The sequence below is a fragment of the Ereboglobus sp. PH5-5 genome, assembly GCF_029504805.1.
In the GTDB taxonomy this organism is placed as follows: domain Bacteria; phylum Verrucomicrobiota; class Verrucomicrobiia; order Opitutales; family Opitutaceae; genus Ereboglobus.
In genome coordinates, this window is sequence record NZ_JAQFIT010000004.1 from 216,205 (window position 1) to 240,656 (window position 24,452).

15 protein-coding genes and 1 pseudogene are annotated in these 24,452 nt (G+C 60.5%); 4 read left to right on the top strand and 12 right to left on the bottom strand.

What is annotated here, in order from left to right; all coding sequences use genetic code 11:
- Window positions 1-42: 42 nt before the first annotated feature.
- The 10 genes from M2103_RS04090 to M2103_RS04135 all read right to left on the bottom strand — a co-directional run bounded on the left by M2103_RS04090 (window position 43) and on the right by M2103_RS04135 (window position 16,037).
- The gene (locus M2103_RS04090) at window positions 43-1,296 is read right to left on the bottom strand and encodes an MBL fold metallo-hydrolase (RefSeq protein WP_277508915.1); all 1,254 of its coding nucleotides are present in this window, start codon (window positions 1,294-1,296) and stop codon (window positions 43-45) included.
- 347 nt (window positions 1,297-1,643) lie between these two features.
- On the bottom strand, window positions 1,644-2,903 hold the full coding sequence (locus tag M2103_RS04095) for an MBL fold metallo-hydrolase (protein WP_277508916.1): 1,260 nt from the start codon (window positions 2,901-2,903) through the stop codon (window positions 1,644-1,646).
- Window positions 2,904-2,943: 40 nt separating this feature from the next.
- Window positions 2,944-4,185, bottom strand: a complete 1,242-nt coding sequence (locus M2103_RS04100; protein ID WP_277508917.1) for an MBL fold metallo-hydrolase — start codon at window positions 4,183-4,185, stop codon at window positions 2,944-2,946.
- Window positions 4,186-4,336: 151 nt separating this feature from the next.
- Entirely contained in the window at window positions 4,337-6,298 is a 1,962-nt protein-coding gene (locus M2103_RS04105; protein ID WP_277508918.1) for an FAD-dependent oxidoreductase, read from the bottom strand.
- Window positions 6,299-6,337: 39 nt separating this feature from the next.
- Window positions 6,338-7,903 carry a calcineurin-like phosphoesterase family protein gene (locus tag M2103_RS04110; RefSeq protein WP_277508919.1) on the bottom strand — a complete coding sequence of 522 codons (1,566 nt, stop codon included), beginning with the start codon at window positions 7,901-7,903 and terminating at the stop codon, window positions 6,338-6,340.
- A gap of 49 nt (window positions 7,904-7,952) precedes the next feature.
- A complete protein-coding gene (locus M2103_RS04115; RefSeq protein WP_277508920.1) occupies window positions 7,953-9,500 on the bottom strand; it encodes a calcineurin-like phosphoesterase family protein in 1,548 nt (515 codons plus the stop codon).
- A gap of 49 nt (window positions 9,501-9,549) precedes the next feature.
- The gene (locus M2103_RS04120) at window positions 9,550-11,091 is read right to left on the bottom strand and encodes a calcineurin-like phosphoesterase family protein (RefSeq protein WP_277508921.1); all 1,542 of its coding nucleotides are present in this window, start codon (window positions 11,089-11,091) and stop codon (window positions 9,550-9,552) included.
- 20 nt (window positions 11,092-11,111) lie between these two features.
- Window positions 11,112-12,668 carry a calcineurin-like phosphoesterase family protein gene (locus tag M2103_RS04125; RefSeq protein ID WP_277508922.1) on the bottom strand — a complete coding sequence of 519 codons (1,557 nt, stop codon included), beginning with the start codon at window positions 12,666-12,668 and terminating at the stop codon, window positions 11,112-11,114.
- Window positions 12,669-13,006: 338 nt separating this feature from the next.
- The gene (locus M2103_RS04130; protein ID WP_277508924.1) at window positions 13,007-14,077 is read right to left on the bottom strand and encodes a hypothetical protein; all 1,071 of its coding nucleotides are present in this window, start codon (window positions 14,075-14,077) and stop codon (window positions 13,007-13,009) included.
- Window positions 14,078-14,270: 193 nt separating this feature from the next.
- Window positions 14,271-16,037: a glycerophosphodiester phosphodiesterase family protein gene (locus M2103_RS04135; RefSeq protein ID WP_277508925.1), complete on the bottom strand. Its 1,767-nt coding sequence runs from the start codon at window positions 16,035-16,037 to the stop codon at window positions 14,271-14,273.
- Window positions 16,038-16,311: 274 nt separating this feature from the next.
- Here M2103_RS04135 and M2103_RS04140 point away from each other — a divergent pair, with 274 nt between their 5' ends.
- The 4 genes from M2103_RS04140 to M2103_RS04155 all read left to right on the top strand — a co-directional run bounded on the left by M2103_RS04140 (window position 16,312) and on the right by M2103_RS04155 (window position 21,520).
- Window positions 16,312-17,076: a DeoR/GlpR family DNA-binding transcription regulator gene (locus tag M2103_RS04140; protein ID WP_277508926.1), complete on the top strand. Its 765-nt coding sequence runs from the start codon at window positions 16,312-16,314 to the stop codon at window positions 17,074-17,076.
- A gap of 82 nt (window positions 17,077-17,158) precedes the next feature.
- Entirely contained in the window at window positions 17,159-18,580 is a 1,422-nt protein-coding gene (locus tag M2103_RS04145) for an isochorismate synthase (protein WP_277508928.1), read from the top strand.
- Between the two features lie 159 nt (window positions 18,581-18,739).
- A complete protein-coding gene (gene menD / locus M2103_RS04150) occupies window positions 18,740-20,485 on the top strand; it encodes a 2-succinyl-5-enolpyruvyl-6-hydroxy-3-cyclohexene-1-carboxylic-acid synthase (protein ID WP_277508929.1) in 1,746 nt (581 codons plus the stop codon).
- Window positions 20,486-20,842: 357 nt separating this feature from the next.
- Window positions 20,843-21,520, top strand: coding sequence for a hypothetical protein (locus tag M2103_RS04155; RefSeq protein ID WP_277508930.1), 678 nt, complete (start codon window positions 20,843-20,845; stop codon window positions 21,518-21,520).
- Window positions 21,521-21,595: 75 nt separating this feature from the next.
- Here the strand turns inward: M2103_RS04155 and glpK are convergent, their stop codons facing one another.
- Window positions 21,596-23,098: a glycerol kinase GlpK gene (glpK, locus tag M2103_RS04160; protein ID WP_277508932.1), complete on the bottom strand. Its 1,503-nt coding sequence runs from the start codon at window positions 23,096-23,098 to the stop codon at window positions 21,596-21,598.
- Window positions 23,099-23,318: 220 nt separating this feature from the next.
- Window positions 23,319-24,071 (bottom strand): annotated as a pseudogene (locus M2103_RS04165) (MIP/aquaporin family protein); the annotation flags it as partial.
- Window positions 24,072-24,452 lie beyond the last annotated feature (381 nt).

The window sequence follows — 24,452 nt, forward strand, 5'->3', positions numbered from 1 at the left end:
TCGGGATTTTTTTGGGATTTGTGATTTTGTAATTTGGGATTTTTACCGTGATTTGTAGGGGCCGTGGACGGATTTCACGCGGCCGCTCTCGTTGGTTTCCTCGAGGACATAAACGTAATACTCGTCGCCGCCCGGTTTCACGCGGATGACTATGTGGCCGGGGGGCGGGCCTTTTTTGTCAATTTGCGTGACCAGCCTGGTGGCCTCGGGCTGGTTGGTGATGAAAATATCGCGCGGGCCGGGCCAGGTTTTTCCGGACTTCATGAGGCGGTAGATGTTGATGGACGGCTGGGCGATGTGCCACGTATCAATGACGATAACCCGGGGGCGCAGCGTGCCGAGGAAGAACGCGCTGCCCGCGTCGCGGTAGCCGTGGTGGCCGGCTTTCATCACATCGACGGGGCCGGTGACAAGCGCGACCGGACGCTCAATATCCAGCCACGGCTCGGCGCTTGAGGGAAATTCCATTCCGGCCACGCTGAGGTCGCCGCCTGAAAAATAGTCGAACTCCCCGTAGGAAAGACGGAAGGCGATGCTGCAATTGTTTTCAATGATTGCGCCCTTAGCCACGTCCTTCGGGTCGGGAAAATGATTGCGCGTGTTCGTGCCCGCGCCCGTCCAGACAACGCCGTTGGCCGCGATGTTGCGGATTTCAAAGCTGGGATATTTCGCGGGATTCTTGCGCAACACAATCTGGTCTTTCACGCCGACGTTGAAGCGCTCCGCTTTCGCGCCCTTGTTCGCGATCTGCCAGTCCACGAACTTGCGGTAGTTTGCCATCATCGCGCCCTTGAGCGGCTCGGGGAAATTGTAATCGGGCCAGCCGCGGTCGATGATTTTTTCAAACGCGACATGCTCGGCAACCTCGGTGAGCCCGGCGAGTTTGTAGTCCCCGGCGGACGAATCCCTGGAGGTTTTCGTCAGTTTGCCCATGTGGTCGGAATGAAAATGGGTGAGCAGCACGTAATTGAGCGCGCGGCCCGGCGTGCCGGCGGTCGCGCGGCTGATGTAGCGGGCGATCCACTCGCCCGGCAGGCGCGAGTCATCGGGCAGCGCGTCGAGGAGGCTGCCGCCCTTGGCGGCGATGTCGCCGGCGTCCACAAGCATCGTCGTGCCGTCGGGCATGATGATGAGCGACGACTCGCCCTTGCCGGTGTTGATGTGGTGGATGTCGAGGCAGCCCTCGCTCCACAAGGGAAGCGTGTCGCCAGCCTTGACGGCGTCGGCGCGCGCGGAAGGGATTGAGACGGCGGCAAAAGTGAAAAGCGCGATGATGCTGCGGGTGAGTGTTCTCATGATTTTTTTGGGGATGAAATTTTTGTTTTAATTAAGGCGTGTGAAATAAAAGGGACATTGAATGAAGCCCAACGGGCTTCTGTCCATTAGCCCAGGGTTGCGAGCTTCGCGAGCTACCCTGGGAATAACGAACACAACAAACAACCCCAACGGGGTTGTGGCCTGTGTGTCCGGCATGCGTTTTCAGAGGGTGCAACCCCTTCAGGGTTGTGGGTTCTTTTTCATGGCACCCGGGGTAGGCGCTCGCAGCTCGCGCCAACCCCGGGCTAATGGATGCATCCCCGTTGGGGATGGGAAAACGGCAATTCCGTGTTTTCATGTCGGTATTACTATGCACTCCCTAATAATTATCGTGATTTGTAAGGGCCGTGGACGGATTTCACGCGGCCGCTCTCGTTGGTTTCCTCGATGACATAAACGCTGTATTCGGCGCCGCCCGGTTTCACGCGAATGACGACGTGGCCGGGGGGCGGGCCTTTTTTGTCGAGGCGCGTGGCAAGTTGAGCGGCCTCGGGCTGACTGAGGAGAAACAAGTCGCGCGCGCCGGGCCACGTCTTCTTTGACTGCATTCGGCGGTAGGTGTTGATGGACGGCTGCGCGACGTTCCAGATGGGGATGACGACCACGCGCGGGCGCAGCACGCCGAGGAAGAACGGGCTGTTCGAATCGCGGTAGGCGTGGTGGTTGGCCTTCATCACATCGACGGGACCGGTGACGAGCGCGACGGGACGCTCGATGTCGATCCACTGCTCGGCGGTCGAGGCGGTTTCCAAGTCGAGCACGCTGAGATCGCCCCCGGAAAAATAATCAAACGCGCCGTAGGAAAGGCGGAAGGCGGCGCTGCAATTGTTCTCGATGATCGCGCCCTTCGCCACGTCCTTCGGGTCGGGAAAATGGTTGCGCGTGTTTGTGCCGACGCCCGTCCAGACGACGCCGTTGACGGCGAGGTTGCGGATCTCGAAGTTCGGGTATTTCGATGGATTGTGGCGCGGCGCGAGCTGGTCGGTCACGCCGGCGTTGAAGCGCTCCACTTTCACGCCCTTGTTCGCTATCTGCCAGTCAAGGAACTTGCGGTAGTTGGCGACCATCGCGCCCGGCGCGCCTTTCTGTGGCGCGGGGAAATCGTATTCGGGCCAGCCGCGGTCGATAATTTTTTCGATCGCCACATGCTCGGCGACCTCGGTGACGCCGGCGAGTTTGTAGCCGCCGGGCTCGGTGATTTTTGAGTTCTTCGACGGGTCGCCCAAGTGGTCGGAGTGAAAATGCGTGACGAGCATGTAATTGAGCGCGCGCGACGGCGTGCCCGCGCCCGCCCGCTTGATGTAGCGCGCGATCCACTCGCCGGGCTCGCGCGTCTCGTCGGGCAGCGTGCCGATGATGTAGGGTTTCTTCGCGTTGCTCACGCCGGCATCCACGAGCAGCGTCGTGCCGTCGGGCATGATGATAAACGACGACTCGCCGCGTCCGGTGTTGATGTGGTGGATGTCGAGGCAGCCCTCGCTCCACGGCGGCAGCGTGTCGCCGGCCTTGACGGCGTCGGCGCGGGCGGGGGAAAAACAGGCTGCGAAAACTAAAAGGGTGATGATGCTGCGCAACAGTGTCTTCATGGTTTTGGGGAATGTGGTGATACCAGTGTGATGCTATTTTCTATCGTGAGTGATAGGGGCCGTGGACGGACTGGACGCGGCCGCTCTCGTCGGTGTCGGTCACGCGATAAACAAAATATTTTTCGCCGCCGGGGCTGACGCGGACGACGACATGGCTGTGGATGCTTACCTTTTCGGGCTTTTCGTTCATGGCCAGCGCGGTCGCCTCCATGAGATTTGTCGCAAAGACATCCGGGCGTTCGGGAAAGAGAGCCTTGTCGCGCAGGCGGCGCCACACGTTCATGGACGGCTGGCTGGCGCCGAGGGTGTCGATGATTACCACCCGAGGGCTGAGGGCGCGCATGAAGTCGGGGCCGTTGGCGTCGTAATTGCCGTGATGGTTTGCCTTGATGACATCCACGCGGCCTGAGGCCCTGGCGACTTCCGCCTCGATGTTGACGCCGCCGGTTTCCACGCCCCTGCAATCGAGGTCGCCGCCGCTGAAATACTTGAACTTTCCGTAGGCCAGGCGAAAGGCGATGCTGCATTTGTTTCCGCTGGTCGTGTGCTCACCGAGGGCGTCGCGCGTTTCCGCGCCCGTGCCCGTCCAGACAATGCCGTCGTTGGAGAGGTTGCGGATTTCGAAGTTGGGATAGTTCGCGGGGTTGTTGACGAGGGTGATCTGGTTGTTGACGCCGACCTTGAAACGCTCCGCCTTCATGCCCTTGTTCGCAATCTGCCAGTCCACAAATTTGCGGTAGTTTTTCATCTTCGCGTCATTCCACGGGCCGCCGCGCCCCTTGTAGTCGGGCCATGCGCGGTCGATGATTTTTTCAAAGGGAACGAAGTCCGCGACCTCGGTGATGCCGCTGGCCTTGTAGGGGCCGGTGCGCGAGTCGGGCGTGTTTTTTGACAGCGCGCCCATGTGGTCGATGTGGAAGTGCGAAAGCATCGCGTAGCTGACGGTTTTTTTCGGGGTCGCGCGCATGGCGCGCGCGATGTAGCGGGCGATCCACTCGCCGGGTGCGCGCGAGGCGTCGGGACGAGCCTCGGGGCTCCAGCGCGGTTTCTCGGCGACGGCGCCGGCGTCCACGAGCATCGTCGTGCCGTCGGGCATGATGATAAACGAGGATTCGCCGCGTCCGGTGTTGATGTGGTGGATGTCGAGGCAGCCTTCGCTCCACGGCGGCAGCGGGTCGCCGACCTTGACGGACTCGGCGCGCGCGAAAGGGATGGCGGCGACGGCAAAAACGAGAAGGGCGAGAACGCGGGGAAGCAGTGTGTTTTTGGCGTTGGGTTTCATTGGGGGAATGGGTTTGTGGGGGCGCGCCTTGCGCGCGCCCTCGTTTGCGAAAGACTGCTTGCGCACGAAGCCCCAAAGCGGGCGGACGCGAGGGCGCACGCAAGGTGCGCCCCTACATTGGTTGTTTCATGCGCGCGCGCGGTTTTCATAATCACGCAACCTCGAAGCTGAAGACGTGCGCGTCGGTTTTCGCGCCCCAGGTGGAGATGATTTTCAGGCGGGCGGCGGTGCCGTTGACCGCGGGGAATTTCACGCGCCAGAAGCGCCGACGGTTGTCCTTTTCGCGGGCGACTTCCACCCATTGGCCGTCCTTGAGGATTTCGAGCGCGAACTCCCTGGCGAGCATCGCGGGCAGTTCCTTGTAATCGGTCGTCCCCTCCAGTTTTCGCATGCGTTTGCCGCGGAAGGAAAGCTCGGTGTCGAACACGGCGCGGGCGGAGGATATCCTCACGGACGCGGGCCATTCGTAGCGGGCGGTCTCGCCTTGCTTGAGCCAGACGCCGGTCTCGATTTGCTTGTCCTGCCACTTGTATTTGGTGCCGCCGGTGCCGCTGCCGGCCCCGGTGCCCCACTCGCCTTTTTCAATGTTGCGGTCGTGCCCGGCGCGCAGCGCCTCGAATTGCGCCGTCGCTTGCAAGGTCAGCGGGGCGACTTTGCGGCGCAGGTGCGGAATCATCTGGTCGTCGTCGAGGAGGGTCGCCTGCAGTTCGGCGATGTGGTTTTTATAAATGTCGCGCGGCATGCAGCCGTGTTTTCGCGTCAGCGCCGCGGCGGTGCCGACGGCCTGGCCCATGACGGCGCAGGTGGCCATGACGCGTATCGTGCTCAGCGCGGCGTGCGTGCAGGAGACGTTTCTTCCCGCGAAAAACAGGTTGTCGATGTTTTTGGAATACAGGCTGCGGTAGGGAATGCCGAAGGGCACGGGCGGGTAGTCGAACTTGGACGGTTCGCCGTCGTGATGAATGCCGCCGGGATGATGGTCGTCGAGCACCCAGCCGCCGTGGGCGACGCTGTCGGGGAAGCGCCCGGCGTCCATGACGTGGCGCTGGTTGAGGATGACATCGCCGACGAGGCGCGCGCTCTCGCGTTTGCCGGGAAGCGAGCCGACCCAGTCCATCTCGTAATTTTTGCAGCGCCCGTCGGGGTGGTTTTTCATGTAGGCCCAGAGGCCGTGGACGACGCGCTTGAGTTCGAATTGGATTTCGTTGGCGTCGCCGATGGTGTCGATCAATCCGCCGTATTCGATGAACCAAAAGTTATTGTCATCGGCGCGCAGCTTGCGGTGTTTCGGGGCGTTTGCGTCGGTGTAGCGATGCGCCCATGCCGGCGGGATGAAGGGGCGGTGCTCCTTGCATTCGCGCAACTGCATGAGGATGGAGTTGCCCATTGTGTGCGCGTCGGCCCGGGGCTGCGCAAAGCTCTCGTCGAATTCGTCCGTCGCCTCGCGCCCCGTGCGAAACTCCGCGCCGGAGAGCCGCAGGACGCTGTCGCCCGAGCAGTCCGCAAACACGCGCCCGCTCACGGTGTATTCGCAATACTCGTGAAGATTCCAGCCTGTGACGCTTTTGATAACATTGTTCCGCGTCTCGACCGAGTGGACGCTCGTGTTGAGCAGCAGTGTGATTTTTTCGGCGAGGACGGCGGAGAGCATGATGTCGTCCCAGAGCGTGTAGCGCATCAGCGGGTTTCGATAAATGTTCTCAAGCTGCAACTCCTCAAGGATTCCGGTTTCCTTGTTGTTGTGGCCGTGCGCGCCCATGATGCCCATGCGGATTTCGCTGGAGGCGTTGCCGCCGAGCATGGGGCGGTCCTGCATCAACACGACCGACGCGCCGTGCCGCGCCGCCGCGATGGCCGCGCACACGCCGGAGAGTCCGCCGCCGACAACGACAAGGTCGGCGGAGAGCTCGCGGCGTATGACCACCGGGCTGTTCGCATGCGTGCGCATGCCCTTGCGCGGACGGCGGGGCTTGGACGCGACGGGCGGGGGCGGTTTCAGGACGGCGGGAGCCGCGCCGAGGATTCCGGAGGGCATCGCGAGGAGGAGGCCGGTGGCGGACGCGCCTTTGAGAAAATCGCGGCGCGTGGTGCGTGTTTTTTTTGGGAGTGACATGGCGGGGAGGCGGGTGAGTCGATTCGGGAGCGTGAATGCTTAGCGCGGATACTCTCCGGCGCGGGAGAGGTCGGTGGTGAGCTCGCGCCCGACGTAGGTGATTCCGAAACGGTCTGTCGCGCGGATTTCGACGCGGGCGTTGGGGTCTCTCTTTGTGTGCACGTAGAGGTGCGTGTTCGATCCCTCGCCATTTTGGCCGTAGTGCGAGCCCGTCATTCCGAGCGAGCCCACATGATAGCCGACCGAGTAGGCGTCGATCATCCGGGAAAGTTTTCGCACCGGGCCGACCGCGACGCCGTTTTCGTAGGCGATGATTTTCCAATCGTCGTCGGCATTCCAAACATCGACGACGATGTCGTTCGGACCTTGTTTGTAAGTGTATTTTCCGGACAATCCACCGAAGCTCGCGTTGCCGGGATACAGCCGCATTTGATAACCGCGCCCGTAGCCGGTGGCCTTGAAATACCAGTCGGCGACCTTGTTGCCGTTGAAGGTGTAGACGCCGTAGCCGTTTGGCGCACCGTCGTTGTTGAGGATCGACTTCCACCACGCGCCGCAGGCGGTGGCATGGATGTGCTCGTAGGCCTTGATCGGTTTTTTGACGATAAAGTTTCGGTGATTGTGTGTGTGGCCGGCCATGAGATGAACCTCGGCGTAGCCCTCAAAAAGTTTCATCAACTTCGCGCGATTCTGGGCCTCGCCCTCGTAGAGCGGGGCGTGATAGGCGAGGACGATGATTTTGTCCTTGGGGACAAAACTCAGGTCCTGGCGCAGCCATTCGACCTGCTCGTCGGTGAAGCCGCTTTTGTAGTCCTGCCTGCCGTTGTAGAGGATGTCGTCCATGCCGATAATGTGCACGTCGCCGCGGTTGAAGGTGAAGTTTACCGGGCCGAAAACCGACTCGAAACCCTCGGTGGATTTATGGTCGTCGGTGATCGCCTGGTCGTGGTCGTGGTTTCCGATGGCCGCGAAGAAGGGGACTTGCGAGAGGCCGGTGTAGTCGCGCATGGTGCGATGGTATTCCGGGGCGTCGCTGCAAACATCGCCGAGCAGAATCGCGTAGCAGGGCAGCTTGGAGGTCTTTTTAAACATGAAGAGGTCGGCGACGGTCTCGTTTTTGTAGCGCTCGATGTTGGTGTCGTTCGAGGTCTGCGGATCACCCACGCAGATGAGCGTGAACAGCTTTTCCGGCGCGGGGAGTTTCTTGAGGTCAAAGTTAAAGCGTTTTTGTTTTCCGCGCCTGTCGAGTTTTGCATGAAACACCGCCGAGGAGCCCTTGCCTTTTTTAACGGCTGTGGCCTGCGTGTGAATTTCGTATTCCGAGGGCGTCGAGTAATACACCATGCGCGCCTTCGGGTTGCGCTTCATCTGGTAAACGCCCCGGGCGTCCGTGGCCACGCACTGGAATCCGTCGCTCACGACAACGCCGACAACTGGCGCGCCGGTTTCGTCGATGATGCTGCCGTAAAGATCCATGCCCGCGTCGGGCTTGATGTCGGGATGCTTTGCGCTCGCGAAGACCGTGCCAACGGCCAGAACGAGAAATGCGGCGACGATGCGCGCAAGGAATCGCGCGCGCGGAAATGTCGGATGATGTGTGTGCATGTCGTGTTTTGGGTTGAGGCTCGATTAAATAGGAGAAGCGGCGCGCGCGTTAGCGCGGATATTTTCCGGCGCGGGAGAGGTCGGTGGTCATTTCGCGCACGACGTAGGTGACGCCGAAGCGGTCGGTCGCGCGGATTTCGACGCGGGCGTCGGGATTGTTTTTCGTGTGCACGTAGAGGTGCTGGTTCGCTTTTGTGGCGTAGTTTTCGCGCTTTGCCCCGAGCTGGCCCACGTGATAACCGGCGGCGTAAGCATCGACCATGCGGGGAAGTTTCCGCAGCGGGCCAACCTCGACGCCGTTTTCGTAGGCGATGACTTTCCAGTCGGGGTCGGCGTTCCATACATCGACGACGACGTCGTTCGGCCCCTGTTTGTAGGAGAATCCGCCGCCAAAGTCCATGTCTCCGGGATACATCCGCATCTGGTAGCCGCGTCCGTAACCGGTGGCCTTGAAATACCAGTCCGCGACCTTGTTTCCGTTGAAGGTGTAGACGCCGTAGCCGTTTGGCGCGCCGTCCTTGTTGAGTGTCGAGCGCCACCATGCGCCGCAGGCGGTGCCGTGGATGTGCTCGTAGGCTTCGATCGGTTTTTTGACGATGTAGTTTCGGTGGTCGTGCGTGTGCCCCGCCATGAGGTGGACGTCGGCGTAGCCTTCAAAGAGCTTCATCAACTTTACCCGATTCTGCGCGTCGCTCTCGTAAAGCGGAGCGTGGTAGGCGAGGACGATGATTTTGTCTTTCGGCACAAAGCTCAGGTCCTGGCGCAGCCATTCGACCTGGTCCTCGGTGAAGCCGCTTTTATAATCAGTCCTGCCGTTGTAAAGAATGTCGTCCATGCCGATGATGTGGACGTCGCCTCGGTTGAAGGAGAAGTTGACCGGGCCGAAAACATCCTCGAAAGGCGCCGCGGATTTGTAATCGTCGGTGATGGCCTGCTCGTGGTCGTGGTTTCCGATGACGGCGAAATAAGGTATTTCGGTGAGGCCGGTGTATTCGCGCATGGTGCGATGATATTGCGGGGAGTCGCCGCAAATGTCGCCGAGCAGAATCGCGTAGCAGGGCAGCTTGGATGTTTTGTTAAACATGAAGAGATCGACGACGGTCTCGTTTCGGTAGCGCACGATGTTGTTGTCGTCCGTCGTCTGCGGGTCGCCGACGCAGATGAGCGTGAACAGCTTCTCGGGCGCGGGGAGTTTCCTGAGGTCGAAGTTAAAGCGTTTCTGTTTTCCGCGCTTGTCCAGTTTCGCGTAAAACACCGCCGAGGTGCCCTTGCCTTTTTTGACGGAGGTGGCCTGCGTGTTGATCGCGTATTCCGAGGGCGTCGAATAATACACCATGCGCGCCTTTGGGTTGCGCTTCATCTGGTAAACGCCCTTGGCGTCGGTGGCGACGCATTGGAAGCCGTCGCTCACGACAACGCCGGCAACGGGCGCGCCGGTTTCGTCGAGGATGCTGCCGTAGAGGTCGATGCCGGCGGCGGGCTTGATGTCGGGGTGCGTGACTTTCGCGAAGGCCGTGCCAACGGCCAGAACGAGAAATGCGGCGACGATGCGCGCAAGGAATCGCGCGCGCGGAAATGTCGGATGATGTGTGTGCATGTCGTGTTTTGGGTTGAGGCTCGATTAAATAGGGGAAGCGGCGCGCGCGTCAACGCGGCGGCGCGGCGTCGGAGAGGTCGGTGGTGTATTTGTCCAGCGTGTAGGTTTTTCCGAAACGATCGGTCGCGCGGATTTCGACGCGGGCGTCGGGGTCCTTTTTGGTGTGCAGGTAGAGGTGCTGGTTCGTGCCGGGAGGAACATGCCCGTAGCCCGGCCTTTGGTTGTTGAGCACGCCCGCGTGATAGCCGGCGGCGTAGGCGTCAACCATGCGGGGGAGTTTTTTCAGCGCGCCGGCTTTGACGCCGTTTTCGTAGGCGACGAGTTTCCACTTGCGGTCGGCGTTCCAGACATCGACGACGACGTCGTTCGCGGTTTTGCCGTAGGAGAACATGCCGCCGGGGCCGCCAAAGCTCGCGTCGCCGCGATACATCCGCATCTGGTAATCGCGCCCGCGTCCGTTGGCCTTGTAGAACCAGTCGGCGACTTTGTTTCCGTTGAAGGTGAAGACGCCGTAGCCGTTGGGCGTGCCGTCGGTGTTGAGCACCGAGCGCCACCACGCGCCGCACGCGGTGCCGGTGACGTGCTCGTAGGCGGCGATCGGTTTTTTAATGATGGTGTTTCTGTGGTTGTGCGAATGGCCGGCCATGAGGTGGACCTCGGCGTAACCCTCGAAGAGTTTCATGAGGTTCTCGCGGTTTTGCGCGTTGCCGTGTCCGAGCGGGGCGTGATAGGCGAGGACAATGATTTTGTCCTTCGGCACGAAGCTCAGGTTCTGGCGCAGCCATTCGACCTGCTCGTCGGTGAAGCCGCTTTTGTAGTTTTTGCTGCCGTTGTAGAGAATGTTGTCCATGCCGATGATGTGGACGCCGCCGCGGTTGAGGGAAAAGTTGAGCGGGCCGAAAACCGACTCGAAGGGCGCGCCGGCATTGTGGTCGTCGTTCTTGACGGACGCGTCGTGATCGTGATTTCCGATGACGGCGAAAAACGGGATGCCGGCCAGGGCGGTGGCGTCGCGCATGGGGAGGTGCAGGTCCATGGCGTCGCCGCAAACATCGCCGAGGAGGATGGCGTAGCAGGGCGAACTGGAGGCGCGGGCGAACGCGCGGAGGTCGTCGATGGTTTCCTTTTTGTAGCGCACGATCTGCTCGTCACGTTTCGTTTGCGGATCGCCGATGCAGACAAGCGTGAACTCCCCCTCGGGCGCGGGAAGGCGCGCGAGGTCGAAGTTGTGGCGTTGTTGCCCGTCGCGTTTGTCGAGCTTCGCGTAAAACGCGGCCGGGCCGCCTTTGTCGCCGGGCTTGGCGAGCGTGTTGACAACGTAATCGGACGGCGTGGAGTAATACACCATGCGCGCCTTCGGATTGCGTTTCATTTGATAAACGCCCTTCGCGTCCGTGGCGACGCACTGGTAGCCGTCGCTCACGACAACGCCGGCGACGGGCGCGCCGGTTTCGTCGATGATGCTGCCGTAAAGGTCGATGCCCGCGGCGGGCGTGATGTCGGGGTGCGCGACCTTCGCGAAGGCCGTGCCAGCGACCAGGATGAGAAAGGCGGCGGCGATGCGCGTGAATGCGTGCATTGTGCGTTGCATGGTCATCGGGATGATGCGCCTCAGCGCGCCGCGGGCGGCGCGGCGTCGGCGACGTCGGTGGTGAGTTCGCTCTCGGCGTAGGTTTTTCCGAAGCGGTCCGTCGCGCGGATTTCGACGCGGGCGTTTGGATCCTTTTTGGTGTGGAGATAGAGGTGCCGGTTTGTGCCTTTGCCGTCGCCGCCGGCGCCATAGCTTTTGAGCGAGCGCTGGACCACGCCCACATGGTAGCCGGCCGAGTAGGCGTCGATCATGCGCGGGAGTTTTTTCAACGGACCGACCTCGACGCCGTTTTCGTAGGCGACGATTTTCCACGCGGGATCGGCGTTCCAGACATCGACGACGATGTCGTTCGCGGTTTTGCCGTAGGAGAATTTGCCGCCGGGGCCGCCGTATTTCATGTCGCCGGGATAGAGCCGCATCTGGAAGCCGACCGGGTGGCCGACGGCCTTGAAATACCAGTCGGAGACCTTGTTTCCGTTAAAGGTGAAGACACCGAAGCCGTTCGGCGCGCCGTCGGCGTTGAGCGTGGAGCGCCACCACGCGCCGCAGGCGGTGGCGAGGATGTGCTCGTAGGCCTTGATCGGTTTTTTGATGATGTAGTTTTCGTGATAGTGGGTGTGGCCGGCCATGATGTGAACCTCCGCGTAACCCTCGAAGAGCTTCATCAACTTCTCGCGGTTTTGGGAGCCGCTTTCGCGCAACGGGGCGTGGTAGGCGAGGACGATGATTTTGTCCTTCGGCACAAAGCTCAGGCTCTGGCGCAACCACTCGATCTGCTCGTCGGTGATGCCGCTCTTGTAGTTGAGCCTCCCGTTGTAGATGATGTCGTCCATGCCGATGATGTGCACGCCGCCGCGGTTGAAGGAAAAATTGAGCGGGCCGAAAACCGCCTCAAAACCCGCGCCGGCCTCGTGGTCGTTGGTGAAGGCTTCGTCGTGGTCGTGGTTGCCGATGACGGCGAAGTAGGGAATCCCGGCGCGGTCGCTGATTTCGCGCATGGGCTGGAGGTAGTGCATGGTGTCGAAACCGATGTCGCCGAGAAGAATCGCGTAGCAGGGCAGGCGCGAGGCCTTGGCAAACTCGCGGAGATCGGCGACGGTCTCGTCCTTGTAACGCCCGAGGTCGGAGAAGTAGCGCACCTGCGGATCGCCGACGCCGATGAGCGTGAACTCCGTCTCGGGCGCGGGCAGCCGCGCGAGGTCGAAGTTGTAGCGCTGGGCCTTGCCGAGTTTTGCGTAAAACTGCCCCAGGCCGCCCTTGCCGGGCTTGCCGGTGGTGTTGATGACGTATTCCGCCGGCGTGGAGTAATACACCATGCGCGCCTTCGGGTTGCGCTTCATCTGGTAAACGCCCCGGGCGTCCGTGGCGACGCACTGGAAGCCGTCACTCACAACAACACCCGCGACGGGCGCGCCGACGTCGTCGAGAATCGTGCCGTAAAGGTCGATGCCCGCTGCGGGCGTGATGTCGGGATGCGTGACTTTCGCGAACGCCGTGCCAACGGCCAGGACGAGAAATGCGGCGGCGATGCGCGCAAGAAAACGCGCGTGTGAAATTTTCGGGTGAGGATTATTCATATTGGGTTTTATTTGTTAATTTTCTCGAAATAAAAGGGACATTAATGAAGCCCAACGGGCTTCCGTCTCCTTGCCCAGGGTTGCGAGCATTGCGAGCTACCCTGGGTATAATGAATACAATAAACAACCCCAACGGGGTTGCGGCCTGCATGCGTTGCGTGCGTTTTCAGAGGGCGCAACCCCTTCAGGGTTGTGTTTTCTTTTTCATGGCACCCAGGGTAGGCGCTCGCAACTCGCGCCAACCCCGGGCTAGGAGCCCCATCCCCGTTGGGGATGCACAAACGGCTATTTCGTGTTTTCATGCCGATATTGTTTTGCGCTCCTTAATAAAAGCTCTCTCAGCGCTTCTCGGCGACAAACGCCTCCCACGGGATGTTCGCGGGCTTGTTGTCGATGAGCACCTCGCCGAGGTGGGCGATGAGCGGGTATTCGGCGAGGTCAACCTTGCCTTGAGCGGCCCAGGCGCGGAGCGCCTTCACGATGCGCACGACGATGACGTTGCCCTCGAGCGTGATGCCCTCGAGCTCCTTCAGCGCGGCATCGAGCGGCAGGCCGCGTCCGAGCAATTTGCCGAGCAGGCGGTTGCGTCCGCCGAAGACGGTGACATACAAATCGCCGATGCCGACGGCGAGCGCCTCGTCGTTGCTGGAGCCGAGGAGGCGCATGAGTTTTTGCATTTCGAGCATGGACTGCCCGAACGCGCCGGCTTGAGAGTTGTAGTGCGGGATGCTGTCGATGCCGTAAACGCGCTCGCAGGCGCCGACCGTGATGCACACGCCGTAGGCGTAGGCGTTCTTGAGCGCGACGGCGGTTTCGACGCCCATGACGTCGGTCGAAACGGCGATGTGATAATACGGGCGCTGCATCAGGCCTTTCATCCAGCGGAGCGTCTCGATGTCCTCGCCGCAGAACGTCACCACGGTCTGGTCTTGCGCGACGAGTTCGTAGCTGGTGCACGGGCCGCCGATGGCGTTGAGGCGCAGCTTGCGCGGCGCGGCGCGGCGCGCCCAATACTCGGGATACGAAATGAGCTGGCCGGTGCCGTCGTCGATGAGTCCCTTCGTGACCGAGACGACGGGCAGCGTTTCGGGGATGCGCGGGAGCATGTATTCGGCAAACCAATCGACGCCGAAGCTGCTGATGCCGCAGACGAGCAGGTCGGCGCCGTCCATGGCCTTGTCGAGCTCCTCAATCTTGTAATATTCCACGCCCGCCGGGAAATCCTTCACGAACTTCGGATGGCGCCCGGTCTTGCGGCAGGCGTCGATGATTTCGCCGTCGAGCGGCGAACCGACGAGGCGCACGGTGTGGCCGTTTTCCCTCGCGGGGAAGACAAGCGCGGAACCCATCATGCCGGAGCCAACGATGGTGATTATGGTTTGTTTTGCGGGAGTTTCGCTAGTGCTCATATATGTGTGTGGTGTGGTGAATGTTGGTTGGTTTGAGAAAATGGGTTTCCTTTTTTGGAGTGCGGCGGCAGAGGGCGAAGCCCGGCGACGCCGCTTTCGCATACAAATCAATTTCGCATATCGCTCAAAGCGGTGTCGCCGCTTCGCTCTGCCACCGCACTCCAAAATGATTTCAGTTTTTTCGTAATAATCATCATTTCTTCGTGCGTTTTCTGGAGAGGTTTGCGAAGTCGGCGGGATAGTCCGTCTCGATGATGTCGGGGTTGCTCGCGAGTTCCTTTTTGTAGGCCTCGATGCGCGCCTCGAACGGCTTGACCTTGTCGGAGGTGGGCGCGATGGCGGTCATGCACATCACGCCGTGACTGCGGAGCAGGTCGTAGACTTTCTGGTGCTCGGGGTCCATTTTGTAGCGCACGTAGGCCATGATGCGGTTCCACGGGATGCCCGAGTCGCGATAGGCCTCGTATTGTTTCATGTCGCCGATTTCGCAGCAGAACATGACGTTGTCGTTGCGCTCGTAATAAAACAGGCACTCCTCGAGCGAGCGCACGGAAAGGATGATGTTGTGGTATTTCGACCACTTGCCCTTGAGGTTGTCGGAATAGACCTGCCAGGGGATTTTTTTGTTGTCGAAGTTGAACACGACCTTGTCCGCGCCCCACTCCAACACCTCGTCGAGCGTGGGGATTTTATACGGAGTCACGTTTTTCTGCCGGTCCACCAGATAAAACTGCTGCAGCTCGGCATAGGTGTAGTTCTCGGTCTTGCCCTTGCCGGTGGTGGTGCGGTTGATCGTGCCGTCGTGCATGAGCACGAGCACGCCGTCCTTCGTCATGCGCGGGTCGATCTCGAAAAACGAGGGCATGAGCGAGAGCGTTTTTTCGAACGAGGGAATGCAGTTTTCCGGATACCCCTTCATCATGCCGCCGCGGTGCCCGCTGATGATGATTTCCTTTTCGGGCGAGTAGCGGAAATACTCCTGCAACTCGGCCATGCTCTTGATGTGCACGGTGTGCTTGGGTTTCGGCGAGCCGGCGTTTTTGCCGCGATTGAGCGGCATGGCGACGAAGCTCGACGGATAATCGGTCTCGATGATGTCGGGGCCGCGCGCGATTTCCTTCAGGTAGGCGTCGATCCGTTTGTCGATTGTCTTGCCCTTGTCGGCGGTGGGCGCGAGGGCGACCTGGCACATCACGCCGTTGGCGCGAATGCGTTCGTAGAGCGCGCGTTTTTTCGGGTCCATCGTATTGCGCACATAGGCGACGATGCGGTTCCACGGGATGCCGGAGGCGGCGAACTCGTCATACATGGCGTCGTCGCTGATCTCGTAGAAGAAGCCGACATTCGGGTTGTTCCGCGCGTAATACTGCGCCTCGCGCAACGTGAGCACGTAGAACATGAGGTTGCGGTAGTGCTTCCACTTGCCGTTGAGGTTGGCGACCATGACCTCCCAGGGCACGTCCTTGTTGTCGATGTTGAAGACGGTCTTGCCCTCGCCCCACGCGAGCATCTCGTCGAGCGTCGGGATTTTGTGCTTGGTGACATTGCCCTCGCGATCCTTGAGGAAAAACTCCCGCAGCTCGGCGTAAGTGTAATCGCACACGCGGCCCTTGCCGGTGGTGGTGCGGTTGATTGTGGCGTCGTGCATGAGCACGATGACGCCGTCCTTCGTCATGCGCGTGTCGATTTCGAAATACGCGGGCATGAGCGAGAGTGTTTTTTCGCACGAGGCGATGCAGTTTTCGGGAAACCCCTTCATCACGCCGCCGCGATGCCCGGCGATGACGATGTCCCTGTCGGGCGAATGGCGGAAATACGCGCGCAGTTCCGCCGCGCTGCGGATGTTTGTCGTGTGCAATTCAGGTTGCGCGGCGAGCGGGGCGATGGAGGCGGAAGCCGTCAACGCAAACAGGACAAAGGCGGCCAGTCCGGCGGGATTAACGGGGAGTGTTCTCTTCATGGCGGGTTATTTTTGGGCGAATTGATTGTTACGATTTTGGGACAATGAAACTACGACCATGACCAATAACCGCGGAAATGAGGCAGCCACCGGGGTCGTTGCAAAGTGTGCCTTATTTTTCCGCCCCGAAATTGAGCACTCAAGCAATTTCAGCCCGATTTGCCCTTCAAAAATCTTTATTTTCAAACGAAATGAGCGTTTGCGCGCATTTTCGATTGTTTTTTGAGCGTTTTTTTAAGTATCAAAAACAAACCATTTTCATCAATCCCGAGCCATGAACAAACGCCGCGAAGAAGCCATATTGAAACAACTCGAAGCCTGCGATTTCCTGACGACCGAGCAGGCGATGAAACTGGTCGGCGGAAGCGCGGCCACCATCCGTCGCGCGTTCATCAGGCTCGCCGAAACCAACCTCGCGCGACGCGTGCACGGCGGACTCCGGCGCCTGCCGGTGGGCGGCGACGGCTCGCTGCCCTTCGTCATGCGCGAGCGCTGGTTCGAGGACGAAAAGGCGCGCCTGGCCGCGCGCGCGATCGAGTTTTTTCCAAAGGGCGGAGTCGCGTTCATCCACGGCGGCTCGACCACGCTCAAGCTCACGCAGCACATTCGCAGCGGAACCATCATCACCGACTCGATCAACGTCTGCGGCTCGTTCATGCAGCGATTTTCGTCCGGCGGCGGCCCCGAGATACTCCTGCCCGGCGGAACGCTCGACCTGCGCGGCGACGCGCTCTACGGCCCGCGCACCGAGGCCGCCCTGCGCGAATACCGCGCCGACGTGGTGTTCTTCTCCGCGCGCGGCATGGACGAGGAAGGCCTGCTCGACACCTCCGACACGCTCGTCGCCACCGTCCGCCTGATGATGCGCAACGCCTCCCTGCGCGTCATGCTCGCCGACCACAGCAAGTTCCGCAAATTCGGCCTCACGCAAATGGCGCCCTGGGAAAACGTGGACGTGCTCGTGACCAGCGACCACCCTGAAAACCGACACTGGTTCGAAACAATAAAAAACCACGGCGTGAAAATAGTGCTCGTTTGAGCCGCGGCGAAAGAATTGCAGCACTCCGGACAACTGTGTTGAAAAAACTCCGCCGCTAAAAAACGAACCACCGCGCCACCTCATGACGATTCTGCCCATCGACCCGACCGCCAACGCCAATCCCGCCGCGCTGCTCGACTTTCTCGAACAATGCCGCGCACTGGCCGTCGCGATCAACCGTCCGCGCCTGGTCAGCATCACGCTCGAAGTCCCCGCGCTCGATCCGCTCGCCGTGCTCGAATTGATCTTCGAGCCGAACGAGCGTCATTTCTACGTCGAACGCCCCGCGGAAAATTGCGCGCTCGCCGGGGCCGAGGCCGTTCTCGAATTCAGCGCCCGCGGCGGACAACGCTTCGCCGACTGCCAGCGATTCATCGACGCCACGCTCGCCGACGCCATCGCCGTCGGCGACCAGACGGCGCCTTTTGCCGGTCCGCATTTTTTCACGGCGTATTCATTTTTCAACGACACCGAACCCGGCGAGCCCTTTGAATCCGCCGGCATATTTGTCCCCCGCTGGCAAGTCGCCCTGGCAAACGGACGCACAACCGCCGTGGCGAACTTTATCGTCACACCCGACTCAGACATTACCGCCCTCACCAAAAAAGTCTGGCACGCGCACCAGAAAGTGGCGCGGGCGGCCAGCCCGGGCATGGGAAAAACCACCCTGCCCCGCGGACTGGCAACCCGCGCCGCCGCAACCTCCGGCTACCGCGCCGCTGTTTCACGCGCGCTTGAGCTCATCGCGGCGGGCGAGTTTCACAAAATCGTCCTCGCGCGCGCCATCGACTTCGCCGCGCCCGACGCCGCTCCGCTCCACCCGCTGCGCATCCTCAACGGCCTGCGCCAGCGCTTCGCCGACTGTTACAGCTTCTCGCTCGCAAACGGACGCGGCCAGAGCTTCATCGGCGCGAGCCCCGAGCGGCTCCTGCGCGTGCGCGACCGCCGGCTCCTCACCGAGGCGCTCGCCGGTTCCGCGCCGCGCGGCGCGTCGGCAAGCGAGGACGCCGCGCTCGGCGCCACCCTGCTCCACAACGAAAAGGACGTCCGCGAGCAACGCCATGTGCTCGACTCAATCCGCCGCCGCCTCGAGCCGCTCGGCCTGAAACTCACCCACCCCGCGCAACCCGGCCTGCGCAAACTCGCCAACGTCCAGCATCTGCACACGCCCGTCGAAGCGCCACTGCCCGACGGCGTGCGCCTGCTCGATGCGCTCGCCCGCCTGCATCCCACGCCCGCCGTCGGAGGCACGCCGCGCGAGACCGCCGTCGCGCGCATCCGCGAACTCGAAGGTTTCCCCCGCGGCCTTTACGCCGGCGCCATTGGCTGGATCGACGCGCACGGCAATGGCGAGTTCTTTGTCGGCCTGCGCTCCGCCCTCATCGACGGCCCGAGCGCGCGCCTCTACGCCGGCGCCGGCATAGTCGCCGGCTCATCGCCGGAAAAGGAGTTCGAGGAAACCGAAATCAAATTCCGCGCCATCCGCGACGCATTGCTGGGATGAATCGATTCGCCGCCAAGAACACCGGAAAACCGGCGTTTCAAAATTGGAATAATTTTCTCCCTGATTTTTCCCCGCGCCCGCCGTGTCTCCGTGCTGACTAAAAACACCGCTTGTTATTCGCATTGATTCGCGCGGCTTTGCGGTTTCCAAATAACCCCCATGCCCGGCTTCAACGAACTCGATTTTCGAAACACCAACTCGCTTTGGTGCGGCGTGCTCGCCGAAACCCTGCACCGCTGCGGCGTGCAACAAGCCGTCGTCTCGCCCGGTTCGCGCTCCACGCCGCTCGTCTTCGCCCTCGCCAGGCACTCGCGAATCGAAACCCATCCCGTCCTCGACGAACGCTCCGCCGCGTTTTTCGCGCTCGGCATTGCAAAATCCTCCATGCGCCCCGTCGCGCTCGTCTGCACCTCCGGCACGGCGGCGGCCAACTTTTTCCCCGCAATCATCGAGGCGCAAGAAAGCGGCGCGCCGCTCGTTGTCATCACCGCGGACCGCCCGCCGGAGATGCGCGAGTGTTCGTCCGGCCAGACAATCGACCAGCAAAAACTCTACGGCTCGCACGTGAACTGGTATCACGAGCTCGCCGTGCCCGAGCCCGCGATCGAGCGCCTGCGCTACCTGCGCCAGACCATCGCCTTCGCGGTGGCAAGATCGACGCAGCCCGAGCGCGGCCCCGTGCATCTCAACGCGCCCTTCCGCGATCCGCTGCCGCCGGTCGAGGACAAGGAAATCGCTGACCGCGAGCGCATTGAGACCGAATTTTTTCACGACAACTGGCAACACTTCGACACCGGCGCGCAATGCTCGGACAATACCGTCTTCGCGCCCATTCGCGATTTGAGCCGTGAAAAACGCGGCCTCATCATCGCCGGTCCCGGTGGCGTGCAAAACGCATCCGAGATCGCGGCCTCGACGGGCTGGCCCGTGCTGGCGGACGCCCTTTCGCACGAGCGGCATTTCGAGACGAGCGCGGGCGTCATCCGTGTTTCTGCCTACGACGCGATACTGCGCAACGAGGCCGCCGCCGCATCGCTCGCGCCCGCGTTTGTCCTGTGCGCGGGCGGCTGGCCGACGAGCAAAATCCTGCGCGCTTGGATCGAGAAAACGCAACCCGCCGTGTTGATGGTCGCGCCGACCTTTCACAACCGCGACGCGCTGCACTGCCGGACCACCTGGGTGCGCGGCAACCACATCGCCCCCTTCAGGGAGCCTCCCAAGAGCGCGTCCGACGATTACCGCGACGCCTGGGCGCGCGCCGAAAAATCCGCGCGCGCAACGCTCGACGACGCGCTCGACGCCATCGCCGACACCGACCTGTTCGAGCCGCGCGCCACGTCGCTGCTCGCGAAACATCTCCCGAAGCAAACGAGCATTTTCATAGCCAACTCCATGCCCGTGCGCGACGCCGAGTATTTTTGGCCCGCAAACGACCGCTGCCATTTCATCCACCACAATCGCGGCGCAAACGGCATCGACGGCACGCTCTCGACCGCGCTCGGCGTTGCGCACGGCGCGGGCAATCCGGCGGTGTTGCTCACCGGCGACCTCTCGCTCCTGCACGACACCAACGGTTTTTTGCTCGCAAACGCGGCGCGCACCCGAGGCAGCCTCACCATCGTGCTCGTCAACAACAACGGCGGCGGCATCTTCGAGCACCTGCCCGTCGCGCAATTTGATCCGCCGTTCGAGGAATATTTCGCCACGCCGCAAAACATCGATTTCGCCAAACTCTGCGCCACCTACGGCGTCGCGCATACGCGCATCGAAAGCTGGACGCAGTTCACCGAACTCATCTCGACGCTCCCCGAGCGCGGCGTGCGCGTGCTCGAAATCCCCACCGACCGCAAACGCGACACCGCCCGCCGCAAAGCACTGCTCGCGCAAGCCGCCGCGGCGGTTTGAACCCGGGAGCGCCTTCTTTTTACCCCTGCAAATTTTGATTTAACCATCCGGTGCTGAATTTAGCCTCGCGATGAAGTTTTTAATCGATGCCCAGTTGCCGCCCGCGTGCGCACATTACCGCACCTCACCATGCCTGCGCAAGAAATGGTTTGAGTGGCACGGGCGACTCACCCATGTCTGAATTTGGCTGCGAAAGCTTGCGATGCATCCCTTCGTGCAGACGGCACCGCTAATGTCAAAAAGCAAAAGGCTACCCGCCTTAGGTTTTGATTGACCAGTATTGAGAATGCAGTCACTTCTAAAGTGTAGCAACTTACGTCGCATTCCGAGTAGTTAATTAAAAATCTATATATCTATATGTTTAATAAAACAGAATATCTAAAATTCCTCAAAGAATTCAAAACTTTTACAACGAAAATAGATGGTCCGGAAAATGGTTTCGCTTGGGATGGTCCAATTTCTATAGATTCTTGGAAAACAATGTCTCCCAAAATCGTATTCCTCGCGAAAGAAACATATGGATACCTAGGATGCGATTGTTGCCCGGTAATAGGAGATCCCGATGGGTGGGATGCATCAAAATTTAATCACAACATAGCGAAACTCGCCTATGGATTATTTTATTTTTCAAATACAGGGACGGCAATCAAACAGTTCCCGCCGCTCAGAAGCATCGCAAATGAGTTGAGAGATGCATATTCTAAAATTGCCCAAATTGAAATTAAGAAAACATCGACGGATGGCTCCACTAAACGAAGTGATGATCGAGTCATACGGGAACATTCGGTCAGAAATGCCGCGTATTTAGCACGACAGCTAAAGATGCTGTATCCTGATATTGTTTTTTGCTGCGGTGGCGTAACGTATGATTCTCTGGTGCTCGACATGAAGGTGTTCACTCCTAAACATCGCGGATCGGAAGTTGAGCTTATTGATGGAACTATTGTCGTAAACTCATACCACCCGTCTGCATCGCAGTTTAATATTAATCACATTTATGGGAAAATCATTAAGGTGTTAAAAAAACGAGTTTAGTGAGAAAAGCTGAAAACCACCTCAATCCTTTCCTTTTGATATTTTGAGGATGCGACCAAACAAACCAAACGTGCCCTAGCTTCCCAACTCCCACCCCTTGGAGCGTTCGAGGGCGCGGTTCCAGCCGGTGCGCAGGGTGTCGATGTCCTTGCGCACGGTGTCGGGCTTGAACTCCTGGTCAACCTGCCAGTTCTTCGTGATGTCGTCGCGGCTGGTCCAGTAGCCGACAGCGAGGCCGGCCAGATAGGCCGCCCCCATCGCGGTGGTTTCGACGCATTTCGGGCGGATCACGGGCCTGCCCAGCAGGTCGGATTGGAATTGGAGCAGGGGCTGGCTGTGGCTGGCGCCGCCGTCCACGCGCAACTCGGAGAGCGTCAGTCCGCTGTCCTTTTCCATGCACGAGATGAGGTCGGCGGATTGGAAGGCGATGGCGTCGAGGGCCGCGCGGCAGAAGTGCGCGCGATTGGTGCCGCGCGTGATGCCGACGGCGAGGCCCCGGGCGTAGGGATCCCAGTGCGGGGCGCCAAGTCCGGTGAAGGCGGGCACGATGTAGAGGCCGCCGGCATCGGGCACGGTGGCGGCGAGCCGGTCAACTTCCTGCGCGGTGGAAACGATGCGGAGCTCGTCGCGCAGCCATTGCACGACCGCGCCGCCGATAAAGACCGAGCCCTCGAGCGCGTATTCGGTGCGGTTGCCGATGCGCCAGGCGATGGTGGTGAGAAGGTTGTTTTTCGAGGTGACGGCCTCCGTCCCCGTGTTCATCAGGGTGAAGCAGCCGGTGCCGTAGGTGTTCTTGACCATGCCCGGCTCGAAACATGCCTGGCCGAAAAGCGCGGCCTGCTGGTCGCCGGCGATGCCCGCAATCGGAACCCCGCCGGGATAAATCGCGGGGGCGACTTTTCCATACACCTCGGAGCTGGACTTGACCTCGGGGAGCATGGAACGGGGAATGCCGAGGAGCTTGAGCAGGTCGTCGTCCCAATCGCCGGTGTGGATGTTGAGCAGGAGGGTGCGCGAGGCGTTTGTGGCATCGGTGACGTGCACCTTGCGCTCCGTGAGCTGCCAGATCAGCCATGTGTCCACGGTGCCGAAAAGCAGGCGTCCCTTGTCGGCAAGGGCGCGCGCGCCGTCCACGTTTTCAAGTATCCAGCGGATTTTGGTGCCGGAAAAATACGGGTCGATGCGCAGGCCGGTTTTTTCCCGAATCATGGACTCGACGCCCTGCTTTTGAAGTTCGGCGCAATAATCGGCCGTGCGGCGATCCTGCCAGACGATGGCGTTGTAAACCGGCTTGCCCGTCTCCTTATCCCAGACGACCGTTGTCTCGCGCTGGTTGGTGATGCCGACCGCGGCGATGGCGTCGGTTGAGAGATCGGCCTTGGAAACGGCCTCCGCCGCCGTGGAGCTTTGGCTGGCCCAAATGTCGAACGGATCATGCTCAACCCAGCCGGATTTCGGATAATGCTGCCGGTATTCCTTTTGCGCGACAGAAACGATCCGGCCCGAATGGTCAAAAACGATGGCGCGTGAACTGGTGGTGCCCTGGTCGAGGGCCAGAATATATTTTTGGGAGCTCATGATGTTGAATGACGATGGACTTTTTAACGATGAGTGGAGTGGATTAAGAAGTTATCCTGAAATACTGTGTCCTGTTTTTTAACCACGGAGGACACGGAGCGGCACAGAGGAGGAGAAGCTGAACGTCTGGGACTTGATCTGGATTTCCGGCCTCTGGCTCTCTGGCATTCTTGTTTTCCCTCCGTGTATCTCAGTGTTCTCCGTGGTTAAATTTTTAGCCCTAAAACCCGAGCAAAACGAAAAGTTGCGCGCCGATGATGCCGCCGACAATCGGGGCCACGACGGGCACCCAGGAATACTGCCAGTCGGATGAGCCTTTTCCGGGAATGGGAAGCACGGCGTGGGCGATGCGCGGGCCCAAGTCACGCGCGGGATTGATCGCATATCCCGACGGACCGCCGAGCGAAAGGCCGATGGAAAAAATAAGCAGGCCGACCAACGCGGGGCCAAACCAAGTGCCCACAACCGCGGCCCACGCCTCCTGTCCGCTGGGCGCGCCCAAAGCCACTTTTCCAAAGGCCAGAATGCCGAACAAAAGAACCGCGGTCCCGATCACCTCCGTGACGAAGGCGGGCCTCATCCGGCGCACGGCGGGAGCGGTGGAGAAGCAGGCGAGCTTGGTGGCGGCGTCATTTGTCACGCCCCAGTGGGCAAAGTAGGTCAGATAAACGAGAACCGCGCCGATGATGCCGCCGGCCATTTGCGCGCCGATGTATTCGGGCACCTGCCCCCAGCCGAAGCTCCCAATGCTGGCGAGCGCGAGGGTGACGGCCGGATTTAGATGCGCCCCGGAAAAGCGCCCCGTGGCATAGACGGCGATGGCCACGGCGCAGGCCCAGCCCGCGGCCACGCAGATCCAGCCCCCGCCGTTGCCCTTGGACTTGGTGAGATTCACGTTTGCGACAATGCCATTACCAAGAAGGACGAGGATGGCGGTTCCGACGAGTTCAGCGACATAAGCATTCATAGTGTGGGCGCTTTTGAATTTTCAGGGTTATGATTGCGGAAGAAACCAAATGAACACCCGAAATCCCAGCATCGCAAACGGGTTTTCACAATTATATTTTTCGCAATAATTTACAATTTATTAATCGCTCGCCAGGAAGGCGGAAGAGTGTGGCGGAGAATTGATATTTTGCAATTCCAGCGCCCTGCCCCAACGTTACCAACCAACTCGAAAACCCCAATCAAGGTGGCACAGACATTCCTGTCTGTGCCTCCACTCCCGTCCGCATCCCGCGCATCCAATTAATCCCGTCGGTAGTGTCCGTCAAGTTTCGCACATTTTAAAAAGCATATAGTCGGCGGAGGAAGGTTATGTGTTGTTTTGTTGTTGGTTCTTTCGTGAGGGTTG

What these genes read in the sequence shown, in the direction of transcription:
- M2103_RS04090 (WP_277508915.1), bottom strand. Translation starts at nt 1,296, where the DNA reads ATGAGAACACTCACCCGCAGCATCATCGCGCTTTTCACTTTTGCCGCC.
- M2103_RS04095 (WP_277508916.1), bottom strand. Translation starts at nt 2,903, where the DNA reads ATGAAGACACTGTTGCGCAGCATCATCACCCTTTTAGTTTTCGCAGCC.
- M2103_RS04100 (WP_277508917.1), bottom strand. Translation starts at nt 4,185, where the DNA reads ATGAAACCCAACGCCAAAAACACACTGCTTCCCCGCGTTCTCGCCCTT.
- M2103_RS04105 (WP_277508918.1), bottom strand. Translation starts at nt 6,298, where the DNA reads ATGTCACTCCCAAAAAAAACACGCACCACGCGCCGCGATTTTCTCAAA.
- M2103_RS04110 (WP_277508919.1), bottom strand. Translation starts at nt 7,903, where the DNA reads ATGCACACACATCATCCGACATTTCCGCGCGCGCGATTCCTTGCGCGC.
- M2103_RS04115 (WP_277508920.1), bottom strand. Translation starts at nt 9,500, where the DNA reads ATGCACACACATCATCCGACATTTCCGCGCGCGCGATTCCTTGCGCGC.
- M2103_RS04120 (WP_277508921.1), bottom strand. Translation starts at nt 11,091, where the DNA reads ATGCAACGCACAATGCACGCATTCACGCGCATCGCCGCCGCCTTTCTC.
- M2103_RS04125 (WP_277508922.1), bottom strand. Translation starts at nt 12,668, where the DNA reads ATGAATAATCCTCACCCGAAAATTTCACACGCGCGTTTTCTTGCGCGC.
- M2103_RS04130 (WP_277508924.1), bottom strand. Translation starts at nt 14,077, where the DNA reads ATGAGCACTAGCGAAACTCCCGCAAAACAAACCATAATCACCATCGTT.
- M2103_RS04135 (WP_277508925.1), bottom strand. Translation starts at nt 16,037, where the DNA reads ATGAAGAGAACACTCCCCGTTAATCCCGCCGGACTGGCCGCCTTTGTC.
- M2103_RS04140 (WP_277508926.1), top strand. Translation starts at nt 16,312, where the DNA reads ATGAACAAACGCCGCGAAGAAGCCATATTGAAACAACTCGAAGCCTGC.
- M2103_RS04145 (WP_277508928.1), top strand. Translation starts at nt 17,159, where the DNA reads ATGACGATTCTGCCCATCGACCCGACCGCCAACGCCAATCCCGCCGCG.
- menD (WP_277508929.1), top strand. Translation starts at nt 18,740, where the DNA reads ATGCCCGGCTTCAACGAACTCGATTTTCGAAACACCAACTCGCTTTGG.
- M2103_RS04155 (WP_277508930.1), top strand. Translation starts at nt 20,843, where the DNA reads ATGTTTAATAAAACAGAATATCTAAAATTCCTCAAAGAATTCAAAACT.
- glpK (WP_277508932.1), bottom strand. Translation starts at nt 23,098, where the DNA reads ATGAGCTCCCAAAAATATATTCTGGCCCTCGACCAGGGCACCACCAGT.